Origin of the sequence: Pseudomonas sp. DC3200b2 (genome assembly GCF_049895785.1) — a bacterium.
Classification (GTDB): Bacteria; Pseudomonadota; Gammaproteobacteria; order Pseudomonadales; family Pseudomonadaceae; genus Aquipseudomonas; species Aquipseudomonas massiliensis.
On sequence record NZ_JAFCTA010000003.1, the window covers coordinates 556,556 to 582,429 of the forward strand.

The 25,874-nt window shown below is 62.0% G+C and carries 30 protein-coding genes and 1 pseudogene; 13 read left to right on the forward strand and 18 right to left on the reverse strand.

Annotation, left to right across the window (positions count from 1 at the left end):
• Window positions 1–9: 9 nt before the first annotated feature.
• Entirely contained in the window at window positions 10–1,293 is a 1,284-nt protein-coding gene (locus ACP691_RS11895) for an MFS transporter (protein ID WP_426149619.1), read from the reverse strand.
• Between the two features lie 405 nt (window positions 1,294–1,698).
• On the opposite strand from ACP691_RS11895, the gene sthA reads away from it, so the two are divergent.
• A complete protein-coding gene (gene sthA / locus ACP691_RS11900) occupies window positions 1,699–3,093 on the forward strand; it encodes a Si-specific NAD(P)(+) transhydrogenase (RefSeq protein WP_040260705.1) in 1,395 nt (464 codons plus the stop codon).
• Between the two features lie 42 nt (window positions 3,094–3,135).
• On the opposite strand, the gene ACP691_RS11905 is transcribed toward sthA, so the two are convergent.
• Window positions 3,136–3,858, reverse strand: a complete 723-nt coding sequence (locus ACP691_RS11905; protein ID WP_426149620.1) for a glycerophosphodiester phosphodiesterase — start codon at window positions 3,856–3,858, stop codon at window positions 3,136–3,138.
• Between the two features lie 24 nt (window positions 3,859–3,882).
• Window positions 3,883–4,455, reverse strand: coding sequence for a PilZ domain-containing protein (locus ACP691_RS11910; RefSeq protein WP_040260703.1), 573 nt, complete (start codon window positions 4,453–4,455; stop codon window positions 3,883–3,885).
• A gap of 92 nt (window positions 4,456–4,547) precedes the next feature.
• Here ACP691_RS11910 and ACP691_RS11915 point away from each other — a divergent pair, with 92 nt between their 5' ends.
• The 3 genes from ACP691_RS11915 to ACP691_RS11925 are packed head-to-tail and all read left to right on the forward strand — an operon-like array spanning window position 4,548 to window position 7,776.
• Window positions 4,548–5,795 carry a lipoprotein-releasing ABC transporter permease subunit gene (locus tag ACP691_RS11915; protein ID WP_426149621.1) on the forward strand — a complete coding sequence of 416 codons (1,248 nt, stop codon included), beginning with the start codon at window positions 4,548–4,550 and terminating at the stop codon, window positions 5,793–5,795.
• Window positions 5,796–5,802: 7 nt separating this feature from the next.
• On the forward strand, window positions 5,803–6,486 hold the full coding sequence (gene lolD, locus ACP691_RS11920; RefSeq protein ID WP_426149622.1) for a lipoprotein-releasing ABC transporter ATP-binding protein LolD: 684 nt from the start codon (window positions 5,803–5,805) through the stop codon (window positions 6,484–6,486).
• A 48-nt stretch (window positions 6,487–6,534) separates the two neighbouring features.
• Window positions 6,535–7,776, forward strand: coding sequence for a lipoprotein-releasing ABC transporter permease subunit (locus tag ACP691_RS11925; protein ID WP_426149623.1), 1,242 nt, complete (start codon window positions 6,535–6,537; stop codon window positions 7,774–7,776).
• A 34-nt stretch (window positions 7,777–7,810) separates the two neighbouring features.
• Here ACP691_RS11925 and ACP691_RS11930 read toward each other — a convergent pair whose 3' ends face one another.
• On the reverse strand, window positions 7,811–8,245 hold the full coding sequence (locus ACP691_RS11930; RefSeq protein WP_426149624.1) for a CBS domain-containing protein: 435 nt from the start codon (window positions 8,243–8,245) through the stop codon (window positions 7,811–7,813).
• Window positions 8,246–8,436: 191 nt separating this feature from the next.
• Here ACP691_RS11930 and queF point away from each other — a divergent pair, with 191 nt between their 5' ends.
• The gene (queF, locus tag ACP691_RS11935; RefSeq protein ID WP_426149625.1) at window positions 8,437–9,267 is read left to right on the forward strand and encodes an NADPH-dependent 7-cyano-7-deazaguanine reductase QueF; all 831 of its coding nucleotides are present in this window, start codon (window positions 8,437–8,439) and stop codon (window positions 9,265–9,267) included.
• 8 nt (window positions 9,268–9,275) lie between these two features.
• Here queF and ACP691_RS11940 read toward each other — a convergent pair whose 3' ends face one another.
• On the reverse strand, window positions 9,276–9,539 hold the full coding sequence (locus tag ACP691_RS11940) for a DUF4404 family protein (protein WP_040260697.1): 264 nt from the start codon (window positions 9,537–9,539) through the stop codon (window positions 9,276–9,278).
• 187 nt (window positions 9,540–9,726) lie between these two features.
• On the opposite strand from ACP691_RS11940, the gene ACP691_RS11945 reads away from it, so the two are divergent.
• Window positions 9,727–10,428: an MlaA family lipoprotein gene (locus tag ACP691_RS11945; protein WP_426149626.1), complete on the forward strand. Its 702-nt coding sequence runs from the start codon at window positions 9,727–9,729 to the stop codon at window positions 10,426–10,428.
• Between the two features lie 38 nt (window positions 10,429–10,466).
• On the opposite strand, the gene ACP691_RS11950 is transcribed toward ACP691_RS11945, so the two are convergent.
• Entirely contained in the window at window positions 10,467–10,763 is a 297-nt protein-coding gene (locus ACP691_RS11950) for a PilZ domain-containing protein (RefSeq protein WP_426149627.1), read from the reverse strand.
• A 271-nt stretch (window positions 10,764–11,034) separates the two neighbouring features.
• Here ACP691_RS11950 and rssB point away from each other — a divergent pair, with 271 nt between their 5' ends.
• Both rssB and rssC read left to right on the forward strand, forming a co-directional pair.
• Window positions 11,035–12,219, forward strand: coding sequence for a two-component system response regulator RssB (gene rssB, locus ACP691_RS11955; RefSeq protein WP_426149628.1), 1,185 nt, complete (start codon window positions 11,035–11,037; stop codon window positions 12,217–12,219).
• Window positions 12,216–12,698 carry an anti-sigma factor antagonist RssC gene (gene rssC / locus ACP691_RS11960; RefSeq protein WP_040260694.1) on the forward strand — a complete coding sequence of 161 codons (483 nt, stop codon included), beginning with the start codon at window positions 12,216–12,218 and terminating at the stop codon, window positions 12,696–12,698. Before rssB ends, rssC begins: the two co-directional genes overlap by 4 nt.
• A 94-nt stretch (window positions 12,699–12,792) precedes the next feature.
• On the opposite strand, the gene tal is transcribed toward rssC, so the two are convergent.
• The 5 genes from tal to ACP691_RS11985 all read right to left on the reverse strand — a co-directional run bounded on the left by tal (window position 12,793) and on the right by ACP691_RS11985 (window position 16,274).
• Complete coding sequence (gene tal / locus ACP691_RS11965; protein ID WP_426149629.1) at window positions 12,793–13,722, reverse strand: transaldolase; 930 nt, start codon at window positions 13,720–13,722, stop codon at window positions 12,793–12,795.
• A gap of 116 nt (window positions 13,723–13,838) precedes the next feature.
• Window positions 13,839–14,849, reverse strand: coding sequence for a tRNA dihydrouridine(20/20a) synthase DusA (dusA, locus tag ACP691_RS11970; protein ID WP_426149630.1), 1,011 nt, complete (start codon window positions 14,847–14,849; stop codon window positions 13,839–13,841).
• A gap of 244 nt (window positions 14,850–15,093) precedes the next feature.
• Complete coding sequence (locus ACP691_RS11975; RefSeq protein ID WP_426149631.1) at window positions 15,094–15,714, reverse strand: hypothetical protein; 621 nt, start codon at window positions 15,712–15,714, stop codon at window positions 15,094–15,096.
• 15 nt (window positions 15,715–15,729) lie between these two features.
• Complete coding sequence (locus ACP691_RS11980; RefSeq protein WP_157395808.1) at window positions 15,730–15,876, reverse strand: hypothetical protein; 147 nt, start codon at window positions 15,874–15,876, stop codon at window positions 15,730–15,732.
• Window positions 15,877–15,944: 68 nt separating this feature from the next.
• Window positions 15,945–16,274 carry an ogr/Delta-like zinc finger family protein gene (locus tag ACP691_RS11985; RefSeq protein ID WP_426149632.1) on the reverse strand — a complete coding sequence of 110 codons (330 nt, stop codon included), beginning with the start codon at window positions 16,272–16,274 and terminating at the stop codon, window positions 15,945–15,947.
• A 278-nt stretch (window positions 16,275–16,552) separates the two neighbouring features.
• On the opposite strand from ACP691_RS11985, the gene ACP691_RS11990 reads away from it, so the two are divergent.
• Window positions 16,553–16,870 carry a helix-turn-helix domain-containing protein gene (locus ACP691_RS11990; protein ID WP_426149633.1) on the forward strand — a complete coding sequence of 106 codons (318 nt, stop codon included), beginning with the start codon at window positions 16,553–16,555 and terminating at the stop codon, window positions 16,868–16,870.
• A 340-nt stretch (window positions 16,871–17,210) separates the two neighbouring features.
• Here ACP691_RS11990 and ACP691_RS11995 read toward each other — a convergent pair whose 3' ends face one another.
• Together ACP691_RS11995 and ACP691_RS12000 are read right to left on the reverse strand one after the other, a co-directional pair.
• Entirely contained in the window at window positions 17,211–17,525 is a 315-nt protein-coding gene (locus ACP691_RS11995; protein WP_426149634.1) for a phage holin, lambda family, read from the reverse strand.
• Window positions 17,526–17,575: 50 nt separating this feature from the next.
• Window positions 17,576–17,971 (reverse strand): head completion/stabilization protein, encoded by a 396-nt coding sequence (locus ACP691_RS12000; RefSeq protein ID WP_426149635.1) that lies wholly within the window; start codon window positions 17,969–17,971, stop codon window positions 17,576–17,578.
• 360 nt (window positions 17,972–18,331) lie between these two features.
• On the opposite strand from ACP691_RS12000, the gene ACP691_RS12005 reads away from it, so the two are divergent.
• Window positions 18,332–18,721: a nuclear transport factor 2 family protein gene (locus ACP691_RS12005; RefSeq protein WP_426149636.1), complete on the forward strand. Its 390-nt coding sequence runs from the start codon at window positions 18,332–18,334 to the stop codon at window positions 18,719–18,721.
• Between the two features lie 81 nt (window positions 18,722–18,802).
• Here the strand turns inward: ACP691_RS12005 and ACP691_RS12010 are convergent, their stop codons facing one another.
• Genes ACP691_RS12010 through ACP691_RS12020 form a run of 3 tightly spaced genes read right to left on the reverse strand, consistent with a single transcriptional unit; the run spans window position 18,803 to window position 20,828 of the window.
• Window positions 18,803–19,465 carry a glycosyltransferase gene (locus ACP691_RS12010; RefSeq protein ID WP_040260689.1) on the reverse strand — a complete coding sequence of 221 codons (663 nt, stop codon included), beginning with the start codon at window positions 19,463–19,465 and terminating at the stop codon, window positions 18,803–18,805.
• Window positions 19,462–20,061: a methyltransferase domain-containing protein gene (locus tag ACP691_RS12015; protein WP_426149637.1), complete on the reverse strand. Its 600-nt coding sequence runs from the start codon at window positions 20,059–20,061 to the stop codon at window positions 19,462–19,464. Before ACP691_RS12015 ends, ACP691_RS12010 begins: the two co-directional genes overlap by 4 nt.
• Window positions 20,058–20,828: a PIG-L deacetylase family protein gene (locus tag ACP691_RS12020; protein WP_426149638.1), complete on the reverse strand. Its 771-nt coding sequence runs from the start codon at window positions 20,826–20,828 to the stop codon at window positions 20,058–20,060. Before ACP691_RS12020 ends, ACP691_RS12015 begins: the two co-directional genes overlap by 4 nt.
• 349 nt (window positions 20,829–21,177) lie before the next feature.
• Between ACP691_RS12020 and ACP691_RS12025 the strand changes: the two genes are divergently transcribed.
• Window positions 21,178–21,384, forward strand: coding sequence for a DUF2934 domain-containing protein (locus tag ACP691_RS12025; protein WP_426149639.1), 207 nt, complete (start codon window positions 21,178–21,180; stop codon window positions 21,382–21,384).
• Between the two features lie 125 nt (window positions 21,385–21,509).
• Here ACP691_RS12025 and ACP691_RS12030 read toward each other — a convergent pair whose 3' ends face one another.
• Both ACP691_RS12030 and ppnN read right to left on the reverse strand, forming a co-directional pair.
• Window positions 21,510–22,082 carry a GNAT family N-acetyltransferase gene (locus tag ACP691_RS12030; protein ID WP_426149640.1) on the reverse strand — a complete coding sequence of 191 codons (573 nt, stop codon included), beginning with the start codon at window positions 22,080–22,082 and terminating at the stop codon, window positions 21,510–21,512.
• A 54-nt stretch (window positions 22,083–22,136) separates the two neighbouring features.
• Window positions 22,137–23,510, reverse strand: a complete 1,374-nt coding sequence (gene ppnN, locus ACP691_RS12035) for a nucleotide 5'-monophosphate nucleosidase PpnN (RefSeq protein WP_040260685.1) — start codon at window positions 23,508–23,510, stop codon at window positions 22,137–22,139.
• A gap of 254 nt (window positions 23,511–23,764) precedes the next feature.
• Here ppnN and ACP691_RS12040 point away from each other — a divergent pair, with 254 nt between their 5' ends.
• A complete protein-coding gene (locus ACP691_RS12040) occupies window positions 23,765–24,523 on the forward strand; it encodes a substrate-binding periplasmic protein (RefSeq protein WP_426149641.1) in 759 nt (252 codons plus the stop codon).
• 219 nt (window positions 24,524–24,742) lie between these two features.
• Window positions 24,743–25,816: pseudogene (locus ACP691_RS12045) on the forward strand (HAMP domain-containing protein); the annotation flags it as partial.
• Window positions 25,817–25,874: the final 58 nt, after the last annotated feature.

Genomic DNA, 25,874 nt, shown 5'->3' on the forward strand with positions numbered 1-25,874 from the left:
GATGACCCGCTATGCCGCCTCTGCCATCCGCAGCCGGGCGTCCTTGTTGCGGAACAGCACCAAGGTGGCGATCAACCCCATCGCCGCCGCGCCACTGAGCCACAGCCCAGGCGCTGCCTGGTTGCCCAGGGCATGGATGAGCCAGGTGCAGGCCGCTGGCGTAAAGCCGCCGAAGGTAGCCGTTGCCAGGCTATAGGCTAGGGAGAACCCGGTCGTGCGTACTTCCTTGGGCATGATTTCGGTCAGTGCCACGACCATGGCGCCGTTATAGGCGCCATAGAGGAACGACAGCCACAGGCCCACCAGCAGCAAGTGAGCGAAGCTTGGAGCGCTGACCAGCCAGGACAGCAAGGGGTAGGCCGTAAGCATGGCCAGCACGGTGGTAGACACCAGCAAGGGTTTGCGACCGAGGCGATCGGACAGCGCGCCCATCACAGGCAGCCAGATGAAGTTGGACAGGCCAATGCACATGGTGACAAGCAGGGCATCGAACTCAGACAGGTGCAGTTCGGCTTTGCCAAAGGTGGGCGTGTAGGCTGTGATCAGGTAGAAGGACACCGTGGTCATTACCACCATGGCCATGCCAGCGATGATCAGTCCGAAATTCTGGCCGATGGAAGTCAGCACCTGGCGCAGGTTCGGCCGGTGGGTTCGTGCCTGGAATTCAGGCGTCTCTTCCAGCGAGCGGCGGATAAGAAAGATCACGGGTACGATCAGGCAACCGATCAGGAAGGGCACTCGCCAGCCCCATTGGCTCATCTGCTCTGGCGAGAGCACCTGGTGCAGGATCACGCCGAGAAGCCCAGCGAAGATGACTGCCACTTGCTGGCTCGCCGACTGCCAGCTGACGAAAAATCCTTTACGCCCGGGGGTCGCGATCTCCGCCAGGTAAACGGACACACCGCCCAGTTCAACCCCGGCTGAAAAGCCCTGCAGCAGGCGCCCGATCAGTACCAGCACAGGCGCCAGTACGCCGATGCTGGCGTAACCGGGCACGAGCGCGATCAACAAGGTGCCCATCGCCATCAATCCAAGGGTCACGATCAATCCCTGGCGACGGCCATGCCGGTCAATGTAGGCGCCCAGCACAACGGCTCCAAGGGGCCGCATCAGGAAGCCGGCGCCAAAGGTGGCGAGAGAGAGCATCAGCGAGGCGAAGGCGCTGTCGGTAGGAAAGAAGGTGGCGGCAATGGCCGTGGCGTAGAAGCCGTACACCATGAAATCGAACATTTCGAGGAAATTGCCACTGACAACGCGAAAAATCGCCTTGCCCTTGCCAGGAGAAGAAGCCATGGAGGTACCCGATCATCGTTTGGTGTAAGGGGAGTTCCTGATTGAGACAGGCGCGTCACAGGCGACCTATCCCTCTGCCGTACGTAGGCGGATTTGTAACCATATGTGTATCGAATGGACCGGGGCAAATGAAATCCGTTCGCCCGCTTCGATTCCTCATGCGGCAAGCCAAGGCGATTATTACGGTTCCAGTAACTACAATTGTCGTGCGGCCGAGATAGCCAAGTGTCCGACTAAGGGGTAATGTTCGCGCCGTGCAGGCTGGCTAGGCCTTGTACGAAAGACGGCAGGCAACGAAGCTGGCCGGCTTTCGTACAAAGCCTGGGTTGCATAACGATTCGATGCCGGACCGGGCATCCCGAGCCGTGGGCCGATCGCGCCGCGGCCTGTTCTAAAGGAGTACGCATGGCTGTCTACAACTACGATGTAGTGGTGCTGGGCTCGGGCCCGGCGGGCGAGGGGGCGGCCATGAACGCCGCCAAGGCGGGGCGCAAGGTAGCGATGGTGGACAACCGTCGGCAGGTGGGCGGTAACTGCACCCACCTGGGCACCATTCCATCCAAGGCGCTGCGGCACTCGGTCAAACAGATCATCCAGTTCAATACCAACGAAATGTTCCGGGCCATCGGCGAGCCGCGCTGGTTCTCCTTCCCGGACGTACTCAAGAGCGCCGAGCGGGTGATCGCCAAGCAGGTGGCCTCGCGCACCAGCTACTATGCGCGCAACCGCGTCGACGTCTTCTTCGGTAGCGGCAGCTTCTCCGACGAGCAGACCATCCAGGTCATCTGCCCCAACGGCGCCCAGGAAAAGCTGGTGGCCAAGCAGGTGATCATCGCCACCGGGTCGCGGCCGTATCGTCCGGCGGACATCGATTTCAACCACCCACGCATCTACGATAGCGACACCATCCTGAGCCTCACGCACACGCCCCGTAAATTGATCATCTATGGCGCGGGCGTCATCGGTTGTGAATACGCGTCCATCTTCAGCGGCCTCGGCGTTCTGGTGGAGTTGGTGGACAACCGCCAGCAGTTGCTGAGTTTCCTCGACTCGGAAATCTCCCAGGGCCTGAGCTATCACTTCAGCAACAACAATGTGATGGTGCGGCACCAGGAAGAATACGAGCGGGTCGAAGGCATTGAAACGGGCGTGATCCTGCACCTGAAATCCGGCAAGAAGATCAAGGCCGACGCCTTGCTATGGTGCAACGGTCGAACCGGGAATACCGATCGCCTGGGCCTGGAGAATATCGGCATCAAGGTCAACAGTCGTGGCCAGATCGAGGTCGATGAAAACTATCGCACCAGCGTGCCGACCATCTACGGCGCCGGAGATGTGATCGGCTGGCCCAGCCTGGCCAGCGCCGCCTATGACCAGGGCCGCTCCGCCGCGGGAAGCATTGTGGAGAACGGCAGCTGGCGGTTCGTCAATGATGTGCCTACCGGGATCTACACCATCCCGGAAATCAGTTCCATCGGCCGTACCGAGCAGGAGCTGACCGCCGAGAAGATCCCCTACGAGGTTGGCAAGGCGTTCTTCAAGGGCATGGCCCGGGCGCAGATCTCCGGTGAGCCGGTGGGCATGCTGAAGATCCTCTTCCACCGGGAAACCCTGGCCGTGCTGGGTGTGCATTGCTTCGGCGACCAGGCCTCGGAAATCGTCCATATCGGCCAGGCAATCATGAACCAGCCAGGTGAAATGAATACGCTCAAGTATTTCGTCAACACCACCTTCAACTATCCGACCATGGCCGAAGCCTACCGGGTAGCAGCCTACGACGGCCTGAACCGGCTTTTTTGAGCGGCTCCGGCCGGTGGCCCGAGCCGGCCGGGGCGCAGGCCTTCAGCGATTCTCGAGGGTGGCGCTGGCCAAACCGGGAAAGTCTGTGATCAGGCTGTCCGCGCCGAAGTCGGCGAGCCGACGCATCAGCGCCGGCTCGTTCACCGTCCATACCGACACATGCAACCCCAGGCGCTGCGCCTTGAGCAGGCGCTCAGGGGTGCACAACGTCCAGTTCAGGGCCAGGAGCCGGCAGCCGTAGTTCTGGGCCACCTTGAGCGGGTCCAGCCAGGCGTATTCGGCCACCAGTCCGCGCGCGATATCCGGCACCAGGTCCGTGGCCGCGCGCAGCACTTCCCGCGAGCTGGAAGTGATGGTGATCCTGTCCAGCAACCCGTAGCGCTGGGCCAGCTCCCGGATGCCCAGGACCGTGGTCGCGGCCCGGGTGCGTGAAGCGCTTTTTACCTCCAGCTGCCAGTGCTCAAAAGGGCATTTCTCGAACAATGTTTCCAGCCGGGGGATGGGGCATGGGCGTGGCCAGGCTGGGCCGCCACGTCGGGCGTCGAGCGCGGTCAGCTCCTGCGCGCTGTAGTCCACTACCTTGCCGCGGCGATCCGTGGTGCGCTTTAGGGTGGGATCATGGATCACCATCAGTTCGCCATCGCTGGACAGATGCAGGTCCAGCTCGCAGCGCTTGACGCCATGTTCGAGGCAGGCCTGGAAGCTGGCCAGAGTGTTTTCGGGGGCTTCGCCTTTAGCGCCGCGGTGGCCGTAGATCAGGGTCACAGCTGGTTCCTTGTAGAGAGAGGGTCAGACCGCGTCCAGAGCCTGGTCGCGGGCCTGGCGACGTTCCATCGCCTGCTTCTGCAGAACGTAACGGGCCAGCAACTGACGCTGGGCATCAGTGCTGCCTTCGAATTCCACGCCGATGGCGAAGCCGCCATCGGCCAGTGGATCGCAGTGCACCACCCGGGCGCGCAGCATCATGCCCAGCGCCTGGGGCATGAAGGCCATTTTCAGGTCCAGGCGGGTACCTGGGGCGTAGGGGGTGTCATGCTGGAAGTCCAGCCCGGCTTCAGACATCACTACAGGGCGTGGCTCGCCCAGCGAGCCCATCAGCATCTGGGCGACCACCTGGCTGAGCAGGTCGATGCGTTTGTTCTGGGCCTTGAGGAAGCCGCCCAGAGCACGGTGAGTGTCACCCAGCTGGCGCAGCAGATGCTGGGATTCGAACTCGCTCAGGTGCAGTTCGCTGAGCAGGTTGAACAGCGGGGAGCCCTCGTCGGCCGGGTCATCGCCAGCGTTCAAGGGGGTTATTTCAAGTGCGATGCGATCCTCGATACGGTAGTATTCGCGGCGCTCTGCTTCATCTGGTGTCGGCATGGCGAACCCAAGTTGGCGGTTGTGGTCCGAGTGTACGACCGCCAGAGCGGCCTCGCCACACGGATGTTCCTTTCACTCGAACAAGCACTTACATGTTCAGACCTCTTTTTGCCTTCATTGGCGCGCGCTACACACGCGCCAAGCGTCGGAATCACTTCGTTTCATTCATTTCCCTGACTTCCATGACCGGCCTGGCGCTCGGCGTGATCGTGATGATCGTGGTGCTGTCGGTGATGAACGGCTTCGATCGGGAAATGCGCAATCGCGTGCTGGGCATGGTGCCGCACGCGACCATCGAGGCAGGTCAGCCCATAGATGCCTGGCCGACTCTAGCCCGAAAGGCGGAACGCTTCCCGGGAGTGGCGGCCGTGGCGCCCTTCACTCAACTGCAAGGGTTGCTCACCCATGACGGCAAGGTGCAGAAAGTCCTGCTCAACGGTATCGACCCGGCTCAGGAAAACAAGGTTTCCATCATCGACGGCTTCCTGCGCCAGGGCCGGCTCAGCGACCTGGCCAGCGGCGGCTTCGGCGTGATGTTGGGTGACAAGGCGGCAGCCAGGCTAGGGGTGAAGGTGGGCGACAAAGTCACCTTCGTGGCCCCGGAGGTGACGGTGACCCCGGCAGGCATGTTCCCCCGGATGAAGCGGTTCACGGTCACCGGTATTTTCCATGTGGGCGCCGGGGAAATCGACGGCTATCTCGGGCTGGCGAACCTCGAAGACCTGGGCCGCCTGCACCGTTGGAAGCCAGGACAGGTACAAGGGTTGCGGTTGAAATTCGATGACCTGTTCGAGGCGCCGCGCGGTGCCTACCAGCTGGCCCATGACCTGGGAGACGACTACTACACCCGGGACTGGACCCGTACCCACGGCAACCTGTACCAGGCCATACGCATGGAAAAGAACATGATCGGCCTCCTGTTGCTGCTGATCGTGGCGGTGGCGGCGTTCAACATCATTTCGACCCTGGTCATGGTGGTCAACGACAAGCGCGGTGACATCGCCATCTTGCGTACCCTGGGCATGACACCGCGGCAGATCATGGCTGTGTTCATGGTCCAGGGCAGCATCATCGGCGTGATCGGGACCCTGGTCGGCGGCGCGCTGGGCATGCTGGGCGCGCTCAACGTCAGCCGGGCCATCGCCGGGCTGGAAAGCCTGATCGGGCATAAATTCCTCAACCCGGACGTCTATTTCATCGATTACATCCCCTCCCAGTTGATGGCCGAGGACGTGGTGCTGGTCTGCGGCGCGGCCCTGGCCCTGAGCTTCCTTGCCACCCTGTACCCGGCCTGGCGCGCGGCGCGTACCCAGCCCGCGGAGGCGCTACGTTATGAGTGATCTGGCCATGAGTGATAAAGCCGTATTGAGCTGCCGCAACCTGGGCAAGGCCTATGAAGAAGGCCCGGAGTCCGTGGTGGTGCTCTCCAACCTGGAGCTGGAGCTGCATGCCGGCGAGCGGGTGGCCATCGTTGGCACCTCGGGGTCGGGCAAGAGCACCTTGCTCAACCTGCTCGGCGGCCTCGACACGCCCAGCCAAGGCAGTGTCTGGCTGGCGGGCGAGCAACTGTCCGCGCTGAACGAGCGGGACCGCGGCCTGCTGCGCAATCGCGCCCTGGGCTTCGTATATCAGTTCCATCACCTGTTGGCCGAATTCACTGCGCTTGAAAACGTATGCATGCCATTGCTGATCGGCCGCGCGCCGATTCCCGAGGCGCGCCAGCGCGCCACTGAATTGCTCGAGCGGGTCGGTCTCGGGCACCGCCTCGCGCACAAGCCCGCCGAGCTGTCCGGTGGCGAACGTCAACGCGTGGCCATCGCCCGGGCGCTGGTCAATCGTCCCGGTCTGGTCATGCTCGACGAACCCACCGGCAACCTGGACCAGCACACTGCCCAGGGTATCCAGGACCTGATGCTCGAGTTGAGCCGCTCCTTGCGTACCGCGTTCCTTGTGGTAACCCATGATCCCAACCTGGCACGGCAGATGGACCGGGTACTCAAGCTGGACGGGGGCCGTTTGGTCCCTCTGTAACTTTCGGAGGCGCGCCGCGCCTCCTATTTCCTTGCATACGGTGCGCCCATGTTCAGACCCTTGCCCCTTTTTATCGGCGCTCGCTATACCCGGGCCAAGCGCCGCAATCATTTCATCTCCTTCATTTCCATGACCTCCATGATCGGCCTGGGCCTTGGGGTATTGGCCATGATCGTGGTGCTGTCGGTCATGAATGGCTTCCAGCGGGAAATGAGCAACCGCATTCTCGGCATGGTGCCCCACGCCACCGTGGTAGGTAATACGCCCATCGACGACTGGCGTCCGGTGGCCGAAGCGGCCTTGCGCAACCCGGAAGTGATGGCCGCCGCGCCCTTTACTGAGCTCGACGGCATGCTTTCCTACAAAGGTGCGATGCAGCCCATTCAGTTGAGTGGAATAGACCCGGCCGAAGAGGGCAAGGTATCCATAGTTGCCAGTCATGTTACCCAGGGCAGCCTTGGAGCGCTGGTGCCGGGCGAGTTCGGAGTAGTGATCGGCGATATCACGGCTCGCCGTTTCCGCCTGGGAGTAGGGGATAAGCTCACTTTGATCGTGCCGGAGCTCAGCGGGGCCCCGGGGGGGATCACCCCACGCATGCAACGGCTGAACGTTGTGGGTATTTTCAAGGTAGGCGCGGAAATCGATGGCTCGCTGGCGCTCATCCATATGGCCGACGCCGCGCAGTTGCAAAAGTGGTCGCCGGGGCAGGTGCAGAGCGTGCGCTTGAAAGTCCGTGACCTCTGGGCCGCGCCCCAGGTGGCAAGCGCCGTGGCCGGGTCGCTGGGGCAGGGCTACCATCCGGATGACTGGACCCACACCCAGGGCAGCCTGTTCAGCGCCATGAAGATGGAAAAGACCATGATCGGGCTATTGCTGCTGATGATCGTGGCCGTGGCCGCCTTCAATATCATCGCGACCCTGGTGATGGTGGTGAACGAGAAGGGTACCGACATCGCCATCCTGCGCACCATTGGCGCCACGCCCCAGCAGATCATGGGCACCTTCATGGTCCAGGGCAGCATCATCGGCGTGATTGGCACCCTGGTAGGCAGCGTACTGGGGATCATCCTGGCCTTGAACGTCAGTCAGGTAGTGGGCTGGCTGGAGCGCCTGACCGGGCAGCATATCTTTACCTCGGACGTCTATTTCATCAGCAACCTGCCTTCCCAGTTGCAATGGCAAGACGTACTGCTGGTGAGTGGCGCAGGCCTAGTGCTGAGCTTCCTGGCCACCCTCTACCCGGCATGGCGAGCGTCGCAGATCCAGCCTGCCATCGCGCTTCGCGAATAGGTGTCGGCTTCGCTGGCGCCCTCGGGCGAAGGCATCATTCGCCCCTAATGTATTGCTCCAGCTGCTGGATCAGGCTGGCCTGCTCGGCGATGGCTTCCTTGACCAGGTCGCCGATGGACAGCAGGCCCAGTAGCTGGCCGTTTTCCACCACCGGCAAGTGACGAAGGTGGCTTTCGGTCATGATGCTCATGCAGGCTTCGATGCCTTCGCTCGGCCTCACCGTGACCACCGGAGCGCTCATGATGGCTCGCACAGGCGTACCGGCGGAAGAGCGCCCGGCCAGAACCATCTTGCGCGCATAGTCTCGCTCACTGACGACACCAACCACGGTTCCGCCTTCAACCACGGGCAGGGCGCCGACGTTCTTTTCCGCCATCAGCTTCAAGGCATCGAGGACTATCTGGTCCGGGCCTATGGTGAACACGTCCTGGTGGGCTTTGAGCTTGAGCAATTGCGCTACGGTTTTCATGGTCGGCCTCGGTCGATCGGTTGACTAATATTGCACTGCAAGTCAGCAAGCATCGTTCACGAAGCGCCAGGTCACAAGTCCAGAACCGACATGGCGCCGATGCAAAATCTTGATCGACGGCCAGCAGCGGTGGCTAGCGCAGCCCTGATCAACGAGTAGAATGGCGGCTTCCCTGTTCTAAGGTTCCGTCGATGCACCCCGCCGCCGAAGATTCACCCCTGGGCAAAGCCAGCGAGTATGTCTCGAGCTACACGCCCAGCCTGCTGTTCCCTATACCCCGCGCCGCCAAATGGGCCGAGCTGGGCCTCACCGCCAGCGCCCTGCCTTATACAGGGGTGGATCTCTGGAACTGCTATGAGCTGTCCTGGCTGTTGCCGTCCGGCAAGCCCGTCGTTGCAATTGGTGAGTTCGCGATCCCGGCCGACTCGCCCAACATCATCGAGTCCAAGTCGTTCAAGCTCTACCTGAACTCCTTGAACCAGACCGTATTCGCTTCGGTGGATGCCTTGCAGGCCTGCCTGGAGGCCGACCTCTCCACGGCAGCCGGCAGGCCGGTGGCGGTACGCGTGCGGCCCTTGACCGAGGTCGAGGCCGAAGGGCTGGGGGGCTTGCCGGGCCTATGCGTGGACGGACTGGATATCTCTGTACAGGACTACAGCCATCCACGTCCCGAGCTGCTGCGCTGCGAATCTGGTCGCATCGTGGAAGAAAGCCTGCACAGCCATCTGCTCAAGTCCAATTGCCCGGTCACCAGCCAGCCGGATTGGGGCAGCCTGGCCGTCACCTATAAGGGCCCCGCTTTGGATCACGCCAGTTTCCTGGCCTACGTCGTCAGTTTTCGCGAACACTCGGACTTCCACGAGCAGTGCGTCGAACGCATCTTCCTGGACCTTCTGCAGTTGCTACAACCAGAGCGCCTGACGGTCTTCGCTCGCTATGTGCGCCGCGGCGGACTGGACATCAACCCCTACCGCAGCACCCATGAAACCGCGTTCGACAATCGCCGACTGGCGCGGCAGTAACCCGCGTTTCAGATTCCGATATTGCCAAGTGTTTGCATGATGTTGCGCAGCGCTCCGGCCAGGCCGGGGTGCTCCACTTCGAAACGCTCGGCGGCCAGGTTCACTCCGTCTACGAGGCTGTCGCTTTGCGTGGCATCTTCGAGCTGCATGCGCGCCTCGATCTGCTGCATCAGGTCATTGAGCTCTGCGCGCTCCTCCAACGTAGCGGGCGGGTTGCGCTCGAGTTCTTCGCGTAGCGCAGCCAGTTGATTCTGTAGTTCGCGGGCTGGCATAGGGGGTCTCCTTTGAGGTCAGCACAGCCATTGACCGTGGCGAACGGTCAAAAATCCCCGTTGTCATCATAAGCTTAGGTCAGTGCCTTGCTCGCGCGCCTGCGCGGTGGCCGCTTAGGCCTTATACTGCTCGGGTTTTGCCATGGGCGGGCGCGGGTCGCACGCCTTTATCCATGAGGAATCGATTATGCGTGTCAAGGGTAGCGCCCTGCTTCACCGTTTCGCCGGTACTTGCCTCGCCGCCGGGCTGGCCATGGTGCCCGCCCTGGGCCTGGCTGCCGAGGAGGACCCTTGGGAAGGGGTCAACCGAGCCATCTTCCGTTTCAACGATACGCTGGACACCTATACCCTCAAGCCCCTCGCCAAGGGCTATCAGGCGGTGACTCCGCAGTTCCTCGAGGACGGCATCCACAACATGTTCAGCAACGTGGGCGATGTCACCAACCTGGTCAACAATGTGCTGCAGGCCAAGCCAGCGGACGCGGGCAAGGATACGGCGCGCATCATCTTCAATACCACCTTCGGCCTGCTGGGCTTTTTCGACGTGGGTACCCGCATGGGCCTGCAGCGCAGCGACGAGGACTTCGGGCAAACGCTGGGGTACTGGGGCGTGCCGAGCGGGCCCTATGTGATGCTGCCGTTCTTCGGCCCCAGCACGGTGCGTGATGCTGTCGGCAAGTACCCTGATACCTACGCCCGGCCGTACCGCTACATCGACCACGTGCCGACCCGCAATACCCTGTTGGGGGTCGATATCGTCGATACCCGCGCCAGCCTGCTGTCTGCCGAAAAGCTGATCAACGGGGACAAGTACCTGTTCCTGCGCAATGCCTACCTGCAGAACCGGGAATTCAAGGTCAAGGACGGGCAGGTCGAGGACGATTTCTGACCTGGATCAAAAAAGGGGCCGTTCCAGGCCCCTTCGTTTCAGTGCTTGATGACGCTCAAGCCCAGTATCCGCTCGCCGTTGGGCAAGTCCTCCACGCGTACTACTTCGGTCATGGCATCGTAGTCGGCCAGGTCCTTGGAATGTGAGGGCAGGTGCACCTGCACGCGGTCGCCCAGTTGCCACTGGCATCGGGCACGCAACTGGATGCCGTTGCCCGACAGGTCGTGGCATACCGCCTGGATGCGCTTACCGTGCGCCGTGGCCGTGACTTCCGCATCCACGGTCATGCGGATGAAATCCCGTTTCTCGCTGTACTGCTGGTCCAGCTGGCCCATGTTCTCTTCCTTCGATGGGGGGAAAAACTTTCACGGTTTTATAACGCTGCCTTAATTAAGGTGTAAAGGGGCCTTGCGACCATCGGTGCCCGCTTGAATCCCCCGGCGGATGGGAGTACCGTCTGCGCCTTACCAGGCACCTCCAATATTTGCCGTGCAGGTCAGTTTGGCCTACACCATAGCTGAGGGGCCAGAAAAGAAAACCAGTGATGCCGTTCTGCCCCGGCCGAGCCTTCCTGATGCCAACCCATTTCTGGCGCCGTTTGCCCAAATGCAAAACTCCAGTGCAACGCTGCTCATAATCGACGATGACGATGTAGTGCGGGCCAGCCTTGCCGCCTACCTCGAAGACAGCGGCTTCCACGTCCTGCAGGCGAACAATGGCCTGCGCGGCCTGGAGATGTTCGAGCAAGCCCAGCCGGACCTGGTCATCTGCGACCTGCGCATGCCTCAGGTCGGTGGCCTCGACATCATTCGTCAGATAGGCGAGCGAGGTGCTGGGGTGCCGGTGATCGTGGTCTCCGGGGCAGGGGTGATGAGCGATGCGGTGGAGGCCTTGCGCCTGGGGGCGGCGGATTATCTGATCAAGCCTCTGGAAGACCTGGCCGTGCTGGAGCATTCCGTGCATCGTGCCCTGGACCGGTCCCGGCTGATGCGGGAAAACCAGCGCTACCGCGAAAAGCTCGAAACCGCCAACCGCGAGCTGGAGGCGAGCCTGCATCTGCTCCAGGAGGACCAGAACGCCGGCCGCCAGGTGCAGATGAACATGTTGCCGGTCAATCCCTGGGTCACGGGCGCCTTTCGGTTCGAGCACCAGATCATCCCCTCGCTGTACCTCTCCGGGGACTTCGTTGATTGTTTCCGGGTCGATGAGCAACGAGTGGCCTTCTATCTGGCGGACGTATCCGGGCATGGCGCTTCGTCGGCTTTCGTCACCGTGCTCTTGAAATTCATGACCACACGCCTGATGTTCGAATCTAGGCGCAACGGATTGATGCCGCACTTCCGGCCTTCGGATGTGCTCTCGCATATCAATCGGGGGCTGATCAACTGCAAGCTGGGCAAGCACGTAACCATGGTCGGGGGCGTCATCGACGAACAGAGTGGCACGCTGACCTACAGCATTGGCGGCCACTTGCCGCTCCCCGTGCTGTTCGATGGCGCCCAGTCGCGTTACCTGGAAGGGCGTGGGCTGCCCGTGGGGCTGTTCGATGAGGCAAGCTACAGCAACCACGAAATCGCTCTTCCGGAGCGCTTCAGCCTTACCCTGTTCTCCGATGGCATTCTGGATCTTTTGCCTGGAGACACGCTCAAAGACAAAGAAGCTGCCTTGCCGGAAATCGTCAAGGCCGCGGGCGGGAGCCTGGACGGCTTGCGTCAGAAGTTCGGATTGGCCACCCTTGGAGAGATGCCGGACGACATCGCCATGTTGGTGCTTAGCAGGAATTTTGAATGAGTACCGGTAGAATCCAGTTCGCCGAACAGAGTGGCACCTTTGTCCTCAAGTTCGTCGGGGAAGTGCGGCTTACCCTTTGTTCGGCCCTGGATGCCACCATCGAGCGGATCTTCTCCGCCCTGGACTTCTCTGCCATCGTGATCGACCTCACCGAGACCCGAAGCATTGACAGCACCACGCTTGGCCTGCTGGCCAAGCTGTCCATTCTGTCACGGCAAAAGGTCGGGCTATTGCCCACCGTGGTCACCACCCATGAGGACATCACGCGGCTGCTGAGTTCCATGGGTTTCGATCAGGTATTCAATATCGTGGACCGGCCCATCCCCTGTCCGGAATGTCTGACCGACCTGCCGTCGCAGGATCAATCCGAGGACGTCGTGCGGTCCAAGGTACTGGAGGCTCACAAGATCCTGATGGGCTTGAATGACTCCAACCGTGAGGCCTTCCATGACCTGGTCAACGCTCTGGAGCGTAGCTGACCTAAGCGTCAGGTCTTGGCGGTTTTACCGGTAGGAGCCAGCGCGGCTGGCGACTGGAGCATCAAGCCCATCCGCCAGCCGGCCCTTGGTAGGCTTAGCCCTTGTATTCGCGGATGAGCGTCTCGAGCTTTTCCTGATCCCGCGCGAACTGGCGAATGCCCTCGGCGAGCTTTTCCGTGGCCATGGCGTCTTCGTTGGACAGCCAGCGGAACTTGGCTTCGTCCAATTGCAGCTTCGCTTCTCCCGCGGTGCCGGGGGTCAGCTTGCGTTCCAGGCTGCCTTCGTCCTGTTGCAGCTTGTCCAGCAGGTCGGGGCTGATGGTGAGCCGGTCGCAACCGGCCAGCTGTTCGATCTGGCTGGTGTTGCGGAAGCTCGCGCCCATGACCACTGTGTCATAGCCGTTGGCCTTGTAGTAGTTGTAGATGCGCGTCACGGACTGTACGCCCGGATCCTCGGCACCCGTGTAGTCGGTGTTGTTCGCCTTCTTGTACCAGTCATAGATGCGGCCAACGAAGGGCGAAATCAGGAAAACGCCGGCATCCGCACAGGCGGCCGCCTGGGCGAAGGAGAAGAGCAGGGTGAGGTTGCACTGAATGCCATCCTTCTCAAGCTGCTCGGCGGCGCGGATGCCTTCCCAGGTGGAGGCGAGCTTGATCAGAACGCGGTCCTTGCTTACGCCAGCCTTTTCATACAGTTCGATCAGGTGGTTGGCTTTGCTCAACATGGCCTGGGTGTCGAAGGACAGGCGCGCGTCCACTTCCGTGGAAATACGGCCCTCGATGGCCTTGAGGATTTCCCCGCCCACCGCCACGGAAAGCGCATCGGCGGCCACGCCCACGTCACCCTTGGCTTCGCTGATGGTTTTCTTCAGCACTTCGGCATAGCCCGGCAGGCTCGCGGCCTTGAGCAGCAGAGAAGGGTTGGTGGTGGCGTCCTGGGGCTTGAGGCGCTTGATGGCGTCCAGGTCACCGGTATCAGCCACGATGGTGGTGAATTGTTTCAGTTGTTCCAGCTTGGAAGTCATGAGCGTTCTCTGTCCTTTAGGTTTGACGACATTACCCCAGCGCCGACGGCCTCTCAACGGGCCCGGGCACTAAAAGATACGACCCTTCGAGTGCGGCCGCCGCCATCGGTTCCGGATCAGCGACCTTCGAGCAGGGCGGCGGCTTGATCCAGCAGCGCCAGCGGGTCGGCGGCCTTGTGGATGTCTACCGACAACAGCTGGCGGAAGCGCCGGGCGCCCGGGAAGCCCTGCGCCAGACCCAGCATGTGTCGGGTCACGTGGTGCATGGCTCCGCCACTGGCGACATGGGCGGCAATGTAGGGCCGCATCCGCGCCAATGCCTCGCTGCGGCTGATTACCGGTGCGTCACTGCCGAACAGGCGCTGATCTACCTCGGCGAGCAGGTAAGGATTATGGTACGCCTCCCGGCCCAGCATTACGCCGTCGAACGTCTGCAAATGCGTCGCGCACTCTTCCAGCGTCTTGATCCCGCCATTGAGGATGATCTCCAGTTGCGGAAAATCCCGCTTTAGCTGCGCGACCACCTCGTAGCGCAGCGGTGGAATGTCGCGGTTCTCCTTGGGAGACAATCCTTCGAGAATGGCGATGCGGGCATGCACGGTGAAGCTGTTGCAGCCCGTTTGTGCGATCTTGCCAACGAAGTCACAGAGTTGCGCGTAACTGTCGCGGCCATTGATGCCTATTCGATGCTTGACCGTGACGGGAATGCTCACCGAATCCTGCATGGCCGCGATGCACTCGGCGACCAGCTCCGGATGAGCCATGAGGCAGGCGCCGATCAGGTTGTTCTGCACCCGGTCGCTGGGGCAGCCCACGTTCAGATTGACTTCATCGTAACCGGCGGCCTCGGCCAGCCTGGCGCAGGCGGCCAGGTCCGCCGGGACGCTGCCGCCGAGCTGCAGGGCAAGCGGGTATTCAGCCGCGTCATGCTGCAGAAAGCGAGCGGTATCGCCGTTGAGCAAGGCGCCCGTGGTAACCATTTCAGTGTAGAGCAGGGCGTGGCGCGATAGCTGGCGAAGGAAGAACCGGCAGTGTCTATCGGTCCAATCCATCATGGGCGCGACGGAAAAGCGCCGGGAGAGCGCAGGGCGCGTGGGGGCTGGGGTTGGGGAAGGGTTTGAGGTCATTTTGAAATGTCTGGTAATGGCTGATTCGAAACCGCTTGCGCCGGTTTTGACGGGCCGTTGGTACGTAGTGACGCGGCCTCAAGCTTTCATGTACCAGTGCTTGTGGCATCGATCAGGAAGCGAAACGTAGCAACGGCCCTGTGGGTGCACTGCCCAGGTTCGGCTGTTTCGAGCTGGTGACCCAGTTTATCAGGAAACCCGAGCCTTCAATGCACTCCACTGCAGGCCAGGGTAGGGCCCCACCTCAAGCCGCCACGCTCCGCTGGTTATGCAAGTCCGCGAATTCTTCGGGAGCGACAGGATCGGCATCGGCGAGCCATTCCAGCCCTGGTTGATCAAGCTGAGGCTCGAAGCCCAGCCGCACGTAGGCCCGCTCCCCCTGTACGAAGAAATCGCCGCCCCACAACGATATGCTCCCAGGGCCGATTCCTAGGGCTTGCCAGGTCGGGTCGGCATCTATGCGTGCCGGGCAGTGTTGATGCCATATACCCAGAAGGCGTTCATGCTTATCTTGAATGGTGCTCGGCGTCAGCAGCCTGAGGTTCGTGGGAATGCGTGCCCGCAAGCGTAACGTCCGCGCGCCATAGCGGTCCGCGCGGCGCCAGTGGCGATCCAGTTCGACGCCGCCGACCAATTGTATGCCGCCGATGAAGCGCCCCTGCAACCAAGTAAAGGACACGGGCGTGCCGCGCAACAGATGGCCGAGGCGTTGTTTGGCATTTTCGAAGGCGGCGACCTTGGCTTCCCATTCCCGGATGGCCTGAACGATTCCGCTATCACTTGTAACGCGACAGGTCCGATAGGCAGTCTTGTCGGGGGCGCCGCAAGCAGAGGTCAATGTCCAGCTATTGAGGTCAACGTGCATGTGTGTACTCCTTTATCAGAAGGGCGGCGCTATCTCTAGCGTTCGCATCAGCTCCGCACCCAGGGGAACGCCGTAGGCCATGACGAAGATCAGGCTCGCCATGGCCAGCGCTTCGACGAAGATGACGATAAGTGCGCGCCCGAGGCGCTTTCTGGCGTGCATGGGGCCTCCTTGCACAAGGAACGGGCCTTGGCATCCTGTTCATTCAAGCGAGGTATCTGGAACGAGGATCAGTCCGGCGCGGACGTCTCCACGGATGTCCGGTGGAATTCGGCAAATGGAGCGCAACCGGTCCGGGCTCGATCCTTGCGAGCATCGGCCCCGGCGCGCTCCGGGACGGTAGTCCGACAGCGGCTCGCCCTTGGCAACCGAACATCAGGACGTGGCATCGCTGACGGGCTGAGCTCGTGGGTCATCTCGAATTGGGCGCGGCAGGCCCATCCACAGCCTTCGTTCATACATTGCAAGTACGCGATGCGCAGGAACACATGGGTGCCTTCGCTAGTGCGTATGCGCATTTTTCCCTGGCAATGAGGGCAAACCAGCTTATACACGCTCATGATGGGTAGGCGCCGTGGAGGCGGCCTGAGGATCGGCGCGGTGCCTCACTTGAATTCCAGGCCGCCACGCCTCGGACCATGCGGCTGGCAGATCCCGCAATAGGCTGAACGAACGCTGTGGTCGAGAAGGGGTGGGCGGTCCGAATGCGCGGACCGGTACCTGTCTGTACTTGCTCCGGGTAAGGGCTCATAGCATATTCCGCTTATGGATGTGGTATGCATTGGATAGACGGTATTCAACGTATGTTGAACCGTCAAGAGTCGAGGTGTTCGTTTTGTTGAAAATAGGTGATCGGCTCAAGGAAGAAAGGCAACGCTTGGGCTTTAGCCAAGCCGACTTTGCCGCACTGGCCGGTGTTGCCAAGACCAGCCAGTTCAATTATGAAAAGGGTGATCGCAGCCCGGATGCCGAATACCTGGCAAAGGTGCTGGAAGCCGGGGCTGACGTGCTTTACATCATTAGCGGCGGGCGGGCTGCCAGCAGCGTCAAGCTTGCCCCGCGAGAGGCGCTTTTGCTCAGCCGCTACCGCGATGTCAGTGTTCGGGATCGCGAAACCCTGGACCATATCCTGGAGCGCATGCTGGCCGCCCGGTAGATAACCGGCATGGGACGTTCGCGCTCGTTTCTCAGACTTTTCTCGGCAGCTGCGGCGAGTCGCCAAGGGTCAATCTTGTGCCTCCCCTCAGGAATAGGTACATGCCCGAGCAGTTTGAAAAGAGCCCCACGGTCGAATTCCGGTTCAACAAAACGGAACGCACGTTGATAAGGTTGTACAGGCTTCTACCCCGGCGTGATCGACAGCACTTGCACCGGGTGCTGTTCATTCTGGTCAAGGCTGCGCTCAAACGGAGCTGAAGCCGTCGCCGTTGCTTCTGAGGCGTGCAGTCTCGTTTTACCTGCAGACCGGATCTGCGCCAATGGCCCCGGGGGCTGGCTCACGGAGGACCTACATGCCTTCCAAGCAGGCGCAGCGTGAGGGCACGAATCGCCTCTACTCCCAGTAAACCAACCAAACCTCCCACGAAGGGCGCGGCGCTGTCGGCGATGTCCAGCAGCGCCAGGCCTGAACTCGCCGCCAAGGTCAGGGCAGCGCACAGCAAGGCTTCAACGAGCGTGCGACGCAGGCTTCCCTGGCGATAGATCACCCTCAGCGCAGAAATGGTCCCGGCCAGCAGGGCGGCATACACGATAGGCCAATGCTGACCCACCCAAGCGGAAAGGCATGCGCAAGTGTTTGCTTTGTCAGGCATGATGCCGGTCCTCGTAATAGATAGGAAAGGGCGCTTCGGCCTGGTCTGGCTCAAGCTTGCTCGAGCAGCACGCAGACGGCTCGATTGCGGCTGCGCTGGTAGTCGGCCGCAGTCACGCGGCATTGTCTGGCCCAGCGCGGGCATAGCGAGGCGCCTACCTGACAATAAAGCGCCCGTCGGTAAAGGCTCGACAGAGTGCCCGCCGGCCGGGGGGAAGCGATCGGGACCTGCTCGACGGTGATGTAGCCCTGAGCGCGACTACGTTGTTTGAAAGGGCGCAACAGGCAGTTGAGCTCAGCCATGGCATCGAGCACCCCCTGTTCGAGGCGTGTGGTCGGCACATGTTCCAACGCCAGGGCAGCGGCTACGGAATGCAAGGCGATGTCCGGCCAGAACCCGTCGTTGTCGATAGTACCGCTGATAGCGGTCTTGGTTGATCCGTTCACTTGCAATGCCCTCCGTGTTGGCTGTCATGGCTCATGTTCGGGCGGTCGGGCCAGCGGAGCAATCGGCACGGCTTGTACACGTCGCCCCTACAAACACGGGTGTGCCAAGATCGCTAACGAGGGGCCAGGCGATGCAGGTGAAAGGCTGCGGGTAGGCCGCCACGGCCAGCTCGCGTACCGGTGGCGAGGATGGGCCGATGATGGTCGGCAGGTCGGGCGGCCACGGGCAGGCGTCATTGGTGGCATGCGTAACCATCGCGAATGCCACTGCCAGCCATGGGCAGACGCGATTGGTCGAGGACGCACCGGCCGCATAGGGTTAGCCCCGCGCGCCGTTGCGCTCATTAGAGAGACAGCACCATGACTGCCGAAGCCCTTACCCTTGCCGATGAGCTCATTGCCTTGGAACATGAACGCGCCCGCGCGCTCATGAGCGAAGACCATGAGAGCATCGCCCGACTATTTGCCGATGATCTGGTTTACGTACACACCACCGGGCTGGTCCAGAACAAGGTTCAGTATCAGGAATACGTCCGCAGCGCCGTGCGGTACCTGTCCGTGGAGCGGGGCGTCTTGCAGGTTCGACCCTTGGCCGAAGGTGTCGCCCTGATGACCGGCTCCCAGATCAATGTCCTGCAGAAGGCAGGCGGCGGCGAGCCGGTACGTGCCGAGGGTTTCGTGACCCAGGTTTGGGTCAAGGGTAATGCTGGCTGGCAAATGGTAGCGTTCCAAGGCACCCGCGCCTCCTGAAAGCGCGGGCTTACCTCTTCGTACGCCCACTGCCTTATGGGCGTACTGACGGATCGAGGCCATTGGGTAGCGACAAACCCTTCAGGACTGCAACTGCTGAGCCAATCCCTTGAGGTAGTCGCTGAAGCCGCCCTGCGCCCGACAGTCGAAGCGGGCGCTGGTAATGACGCGGTTAAGGTGAGTCCATACGATGCGAGCACCGCTGCGCTCCAGGTCCTCGACCAGGTGCACGTCCTCATGGGCGCTGAGCGGGCGGAACCCACCCACTCGACGGTAGGCCTTGGCGCACACGCCCAGGTTGGCGCCATGGATATGCCGATGGCCGTCCCGGTCCTGGTAGCTGGCCGTGTAGAGCGCCTGCACGTCTTCCGAATGCCCCGTCCAGTCCTGCACATGCACGGTGCCGCAGACGGCCTCGGCATTGAAGGCCAACTGATTGAACAGCCAGTCCTCACCAACCAGGGAGTCGGCATCGGTACACGCCAGCCAGCGCGCGCCGCGGCCCAGCAGGTAGCTGGCGCCCACGCTGCGGGCATGACCAACGTTGCGGCTGTTGACAGTCAAGGTATGCACGCCCAAGGCCATGGCAATGGCTTCGGAGCGGTCCGTACATGCATCGAGCACCACCAGCACCTCGACAGGTTCGCCTTCCAGGCCTGGGTGACGCGCTGCGTCGAGCACTGAACTCAAGCAGGCGCCTATCAACTGCTCTTCGTTATGAACCGGGACCAAGACACCGATCATTCGACCACCTCGCTCAAATCGAAGCCCGCCGGTTGGCGGCCCCATAGTTCTAGAATGAAGTCGTTTTCAATGTGATGAACCAGCGACTCGAGCTCCAGCGAGTCGGCCAGAACACGATGCACCTCGTGGCCTGTCATGGCGCATCCCTCGATTGGATGCAGCCAATGGCAGGCCAGCAGCGTACCGCCGGAACTGAGGCTTGCCCCAGCCTGCCGGGCCACCGCCTGCCACTGCGCAGGAGTGAGGTAATAGCCCACTTCGCTGAGCACGATCAGATCGAACTCGCCCGTCGGCCACTGCTCGTCCAGCGACCCGTGTCGCACTTCCACGCCCTGATGGCCGGCCAGGCGCCGCTGCGTCAGCTCTACCGCCTGAGTGTTAAGGTCGGTGCACAGAAGGCGGTCGCAACGCAGGGCCAACGCCGCGCTCAACTCGCCATTGGAGCAGCCCGGCTCGAACCCCCGCCGATAACGCTGGCGAGGCAGGCAGGCGAGGGTCAGGTCGCGCTTGCGCTTCTCATACCAGCGACGTCGATAGGCCCAGGGATCCGGGTTACCGTCGTACAGTTCGTCGAAATAGTCTTCGGAGTCGCTCATACGAATACCAGTTCGAAGGGTTGCAACCATCGGCTGAGCGCTTCGGCACTCAGTACCGGGGGCGCGCCTGTGCTAGCGTCCGCTGCCAGTTGGCTGTGATGGGCTTCGATGGCTGCGCGCTTGCGAGCCAGATGTTCGTCGGACAAGGGCAAGCGCCGGGCGCGCGCCCAAGGCAAGCGCTGGTCTTCAGGCGCGGCCCAGTGCCAGGCCCATACCGGTATCTCCACCACCTGAGCACCGACCGTTGTAGCTGCATCGAGACAGGCTTGGCCGACCGCTTCATGGTCGCAATGGCCATCATGCCGCCAGGTAGTAAGCACCCGGTCGCCTGGGCGCAGCAGCGCGGCGATGGCCCTGGTAAGCCCGGCCTGATCACGTCCGGCCTGGCTGTCCGGAGCATGTAGGCGGTGCCAGGTCAGTTTTTCCTCCGCCAGGCCCAAGGCGCTGAGCGCAGCCCGGCTTTCCTTCAGTCGGGTCTGTTTAAGCCGCTCCGGTGTCCAGACAGCAGACCCGGGATGACTACCTTCGCCGTCGGTCACCGAGATCAGCACCAGTTCCCGTTCACTGCCGGCCAAGGCGGCGAGCAATCCGCCACAGGCCAGTACTTCATCGTCGGGATGGGGCGCCACTACCACGACTCGGCCATGACTTGGCGCAAGTGTATCCAGATCGATTTCCGCAACCTGTGCCAGGCGCTGAGAGCCTTGCCACGCGCTCAAGGGGGTACCTTCGGTTCGTATAAGATTTTCGCCGTCGCTCATGCCCATGGGCCTCCTTTCGGCGAGACCGAAACGCCCGCGACCTGAAGTGCGGCCATGGGCAGGCAACGGCAGGCGTGTGCCGTGCGGGGCGTAACAGTGGCAGGACGCTTTTCCGTCGGCAGCCGATCATGAAGTGGCATTAGGCGAGGCGAGGCAATCGAGCTCATCGAGGGGTCCAGAAGCTGACATGATGTATAAGACGTGGACAACTTACGGCGGTTCACGGCATTTCGTCCGCTGCGTTCCCGACAGGGGCGCCATTGTCGCCGGTGGTCGGGCTGTCGAAGCCGCGCGCTAACTTCTGGCGTTGTGCCCGGTCCACGATGGACCTACCTGGGACAGAAGGAGTACGGCGATGCACCTTGATGAGAAGAAGATTCAGGAACGGGCACATCAGCTGTGGGAACGGGAAGGGCGCCCGGAAGGCGCGGCGCAGTCGCATTGGAAGCAGGCGGCGGAGGAAATTCGCTCCGAAGCTGAAACCGCGACCGAGGCCGAGACCCCACGGGCCGTTTCCGGCGGCGTGGAAAGCGGCGTTGCCCAGCCAATGCCCAAGCCCTAGGGGCAGGCCCGGGCGGTACCCTTGCACCGGTACCGCCTGCGGCCAGGGCAGGAATGAGCGCTAGCGGCCATGCTCCTGGCTGGGGCTCGCTCGCACCAGCCTGATGACGCGCCTTGGGGGAAGGCTCAAGATGGACGGCGCGGCCGCGACACTACAGATTCGATATTCTTGCGCCCGATCAATGGTGTTTCTCCGACCGGTGGCTCTGCCGGCCCAAGCCATTTGAACATCACCAGGCAGTCCACGAGCCCGTCACGCCCATGCCGATAGGCCTTGGGTAGCCGACCAACCACCTCGAACCCCAGCTTCTGCCAGAGCGCCACGGCGACATGATTACTGGCGACCACGGAATTGAACTGCATGGCGAGGAAGCCCAGCTCTCGGGCCACTCGCTGGGAGTGCTCACACATCGCCCGGGCCACACCACGGCCACGCGCCGCTTCGCTGACCATGTAGCCACAGTTGCTGACGTGGTTGCCGGGCCCGGCGGCATTGGCCTTGAGGTAATAACTGCCGAGCAGGGCGCCGTCCTCTTGCGCAACGAAGGTGCGCAAAGGGGCATCCAGCCATAGTGCCTGGGCTTGGTCCTGGGACATCCCGGGGTCATAGGCGTAGGTATCCTGGCTGGCGATGACTCCCTGAAATGTAGGCCAGAAAGCAGTGAAGTCCACAAGCGTCATGGGGCGGATCTGGATCATGGTGTGCGTTCCGAAAAAGCGAAAGCGACGCCGACCGGGCGCCGCCGGAAAGTCTTATTGCACTACGCGGTAGCAAGGCACATAGGCCTCGCCGCCGGGCAGCTTCATGCGATGCTGGTCCACGAAGGCTCGCAGGAGTTTATCCAGAGGCTGAAGGATCCCCGGATCGCCATGGATCTGGTAAGGGCCGTGGGCTTCGATCAGGCGGATGCCGTGTTCCTTGACGTTGCCAGCCACGATGCCGGAGAACGCCCGGCGCAGGTTGGCGGCCAGCTGGTGCGGGGGCACGTCCCGGCTCAGTTGCAGCGCTGCCATGTTCTCATGGGTGGGATCGAAGGGGCGCTGGAAGCTTTCCTCGATGCGCAGCAGCCAGTTGAAATGGAATGCGTCGTTGCGCTCGCGACGGAACTGCTTCACATCCTTCAGGCCCTGGGCCATCTGCCGGGCGACCTCGGCCGGGTCGTCGACGATGATGCGGTACAGAGACTGGGCGTGCGCTCCAAGGGTGGCCCCGATGAAGTCATGCAGTTGCTCGAAGTAGGGCGCCGCGCTCAGGGGGCCGGTAAGCAGCAGCGGGAAGGGCAGTTCGCGGTTGTCCGGATGCATCAGGATGCCCAGCAGGTACAGCAACTCCTCCGCGGTGCCGGCCCCCCCGGGGAAGACGATGATTCCATGCCCCACACGTACAAAGGCTTCCAGGCGCTTTTCGATGTCAGGCAGGATTACCAGCTCATTGACGATCGGGTTGGGCGCCTCGGCGGCGATGATCCCCGGCTCCGTCAGGCCCAGGTAACGGCCACCGGTCAGGCGTTGCTTGGCGTGGGCAATGGTGGCGCCCTTCATGGGGCCTTTCATCACGCCTGGGCCACAACCGGTGCAGATGTCCAGTTTGCGCAGGCCCAGCTCGTGCCCGACCTTCTTGGTGTACTTGTATTCCTCGGTATTGATGGAGTGCCCGCCCCAGCACACCACCATCTTCGGCTCCACCCCGGCGCGCAGGGTACGAGCGTTGCGCAACAGGTGGAATACATAGTCGGTAATGCCCTGGGAATCGCTCAGGTCGATTCTCTGGCTGTCCAGTTCGCTCTTGGTATAGACGATGTCGCGCAGCGCGCTGAACAGCATTTCCCGAGTGCTGGCAATCATCTCGCCATCAACGAAGGCATCGGCCGGCGCGTTGAGTAGCTCCAGGCGCACGCCCCGGTCCTGCTGATGGATACGAACCTCGAAGGCCTTGTAGGCGTCCAGGATGGTCTTGGCGTTGTCGACATGCGCGCCGGTGTTGAGGATGGCCAGGGCGCACTGGCGGAAGAGGGTATAGATGCTGCCCGACCCGGCTTCGCTCAACTGTTGCACTTCGCGCTGGGAAAGGGTTTCGAGGCTGCCTTTGGGGCTGATGGAAGCGTTGATTACGGCTCGTGCGGTCATACGGGGTTTCCTTGCAGCGCCCGGGCCGGAGGCGCCGGGCATCCATTGATCTGCCCTCGAGGCAGTACCACTGATGCGCATTGTTCAGGGGCTGCGTCAGGAAAGCAAACCCTGGCAGCGGGGTCGGCCTACTGTCGGCTGAATATGCCATTGAGCCGGAGGTTACGGTCAAACACTGGTCAGTGGCCGAACGGCGGCCTATCGTCGACCAAGCGCTGTCAACCATCGGCCGACCCTTCGGCCCGGGAGTGTCCATGGGAAGACTGTTGGTACGTTGCTACCCCTTGGTGTGGCTGACACTGGTGGCTTTTGCCGATGCTCAGTCCTTGCAGGTGGCGGGCGACCGCTGGCCCCCTTATGTCGACACCGCCTTGCCTGGCGATGGGTTGGCTACCTCGATCGTCCGCTCGGCCCTGTCTCGGGCCGGATACAGCACAGAATTTTCCCAGGTCCCTTGGGCGAGAGCGGTTCAAGGCGTCGCCGAAGGCCGCTACGATGTGTTGGTCACGGTCTGGTACAACGAGGAGCGTAACGTCTTCGGTCAGCATTCCTCAGGCTACCTGACCAACCGCATCCTGTTCTGGCGCAAGCAGGGTTCAGCCATTGAGTTCAATCGCGACCTTTCCGTGCTCAAGGATTACCCCATCGCGGTCAGCCGTGGCTATGCCTATAGCCCCGCCTTTGTCAGCGCGAAGAATCTGCTCAAGGTGCCGGTGCGCAATTTCGCCATGGCCGCCGAGATGCTGGTGGTAGGGCGGGTCGCGCTTGCACTGGAAGACGAGCGGGTAGGGCGCCACGTGTTGAGCCAGTCCCCGCGGCCCATGCAGGATCAGGTAGAGCCACTGGATACGCCCCTGGCTGAACCGGATCTGCGTATTCTGGTAAGTCTCAAGAGGCCGGATCACGACGCCATCGTCCGTGGCTTCGACAAGGCCATCGCCAGCATGAGGGCAGATGGCACACTTCAGGCCCTGCTTGGCCAACTGCCTGCCAGCCCCGCTCCGGCTCCCTGACCACACGCAGTCTCTGACTTTGTAGCGGTCGCGCGCCGACTGGCAAATCAACGCGCTTTTCTACCGTCCTTATCTATGCTTTGACTTCGAGCGGCCGATTAAGGTTGAGGCGAGGCGGACTGATCGCCTCCCGCCTCGGTCCCGCCTGTAACCTGATTACAGTCGGCCGAATCTTGGTTTTCCGGGGCCTCGGGGCGTCGCGTTCATGGGAAGTACCTGATGAAGATAAAACAGAAGCTGGTTCTAGCCTTTGCGACCATCGCGGCCCTGCCGGTGATCTCGGTAGCCGCGGTAGTGATATACAACTTGCGCAGCGAGGCGCAGGCAGGGTTCGAAACCACCAGTAGCCGAGAGATTCGCCAAGTTGCGAATGCCATGCAGCTATTCTTCGAAGGCATTGATCAAAACGTGGCTTTCCTGGCTAATAACCCAGCGTTTCAAGGGCTTCCTGGGCATCTGACGCGCTATATGGCCAGGGGTGGTGGGCCGGGCGACCGTGACCCTGAGGTCCTTAGCCTGCTTGAGCAATTGCTCAAGACACACCCGGCCTATGCGTATGCGTCAGTTGGCGCTGCGGATGGTGGCTACGCCTCCAAGCCGGACTCCGAGCTCGGTGACTATGACCCACGCAAGCGCCCCTGGTATCAGGCGGCTCTGGCCAAGCCGGGGCAGACCTTGCGCACTGCGCCCTATTACTGGGCCGCCGACAAGGTCGTGCTAGTCAGTACGGTGCGGACCCTGCCCGGTCAGGACGGTAACCCCGCCGCGGTCGTCAACATCGATGTGTCCCTGCGTCAGCTGACCGACCTGATTCAGCAGATCAAGCTCGGAGACAACGGCTATGTCATCCTGGCAAACAACGACGGTACCATCCTGGTCGACCCCAAACAGCCGGAACACAATTTCAAGAACCTTTCCGAACTGGGCCAGGCCTATGTCAGCCTGGGCCAAGCCGAGCGGGGGCTGGCCCAGGTCACCCTCGACGACCAGGCCTACCTGGCCAATATCTGGCCATCGGACAAGCTGGGCTGGCGCTTCATTGGCGTGGTGCCCAAGGCCGAAGTCATGCACAGCGCCGTGAACCTCACATGGTTGATCGTAGTGATCGCCGCCGTTTTCGCCCTGGCTTTCGCTGGAGCCGGGAGTCTCTTCGCTGGACTCCTGGTGCGGCCCATCCATGCCGTCGCCACCGGGCTGGAGGGCATTGCCCAGGGCGAAGGCGATCTGTCCGCTCGCCTGGAGGTCCGCGGCAAGGACGAAACCGCTCAGTTGGCAGGCTGGTTCAACCGCTTCCTGGGCGCTATCGGCAGCATGATCCAGCGCATCGGCCAAGCCTCGGGACACATCCATC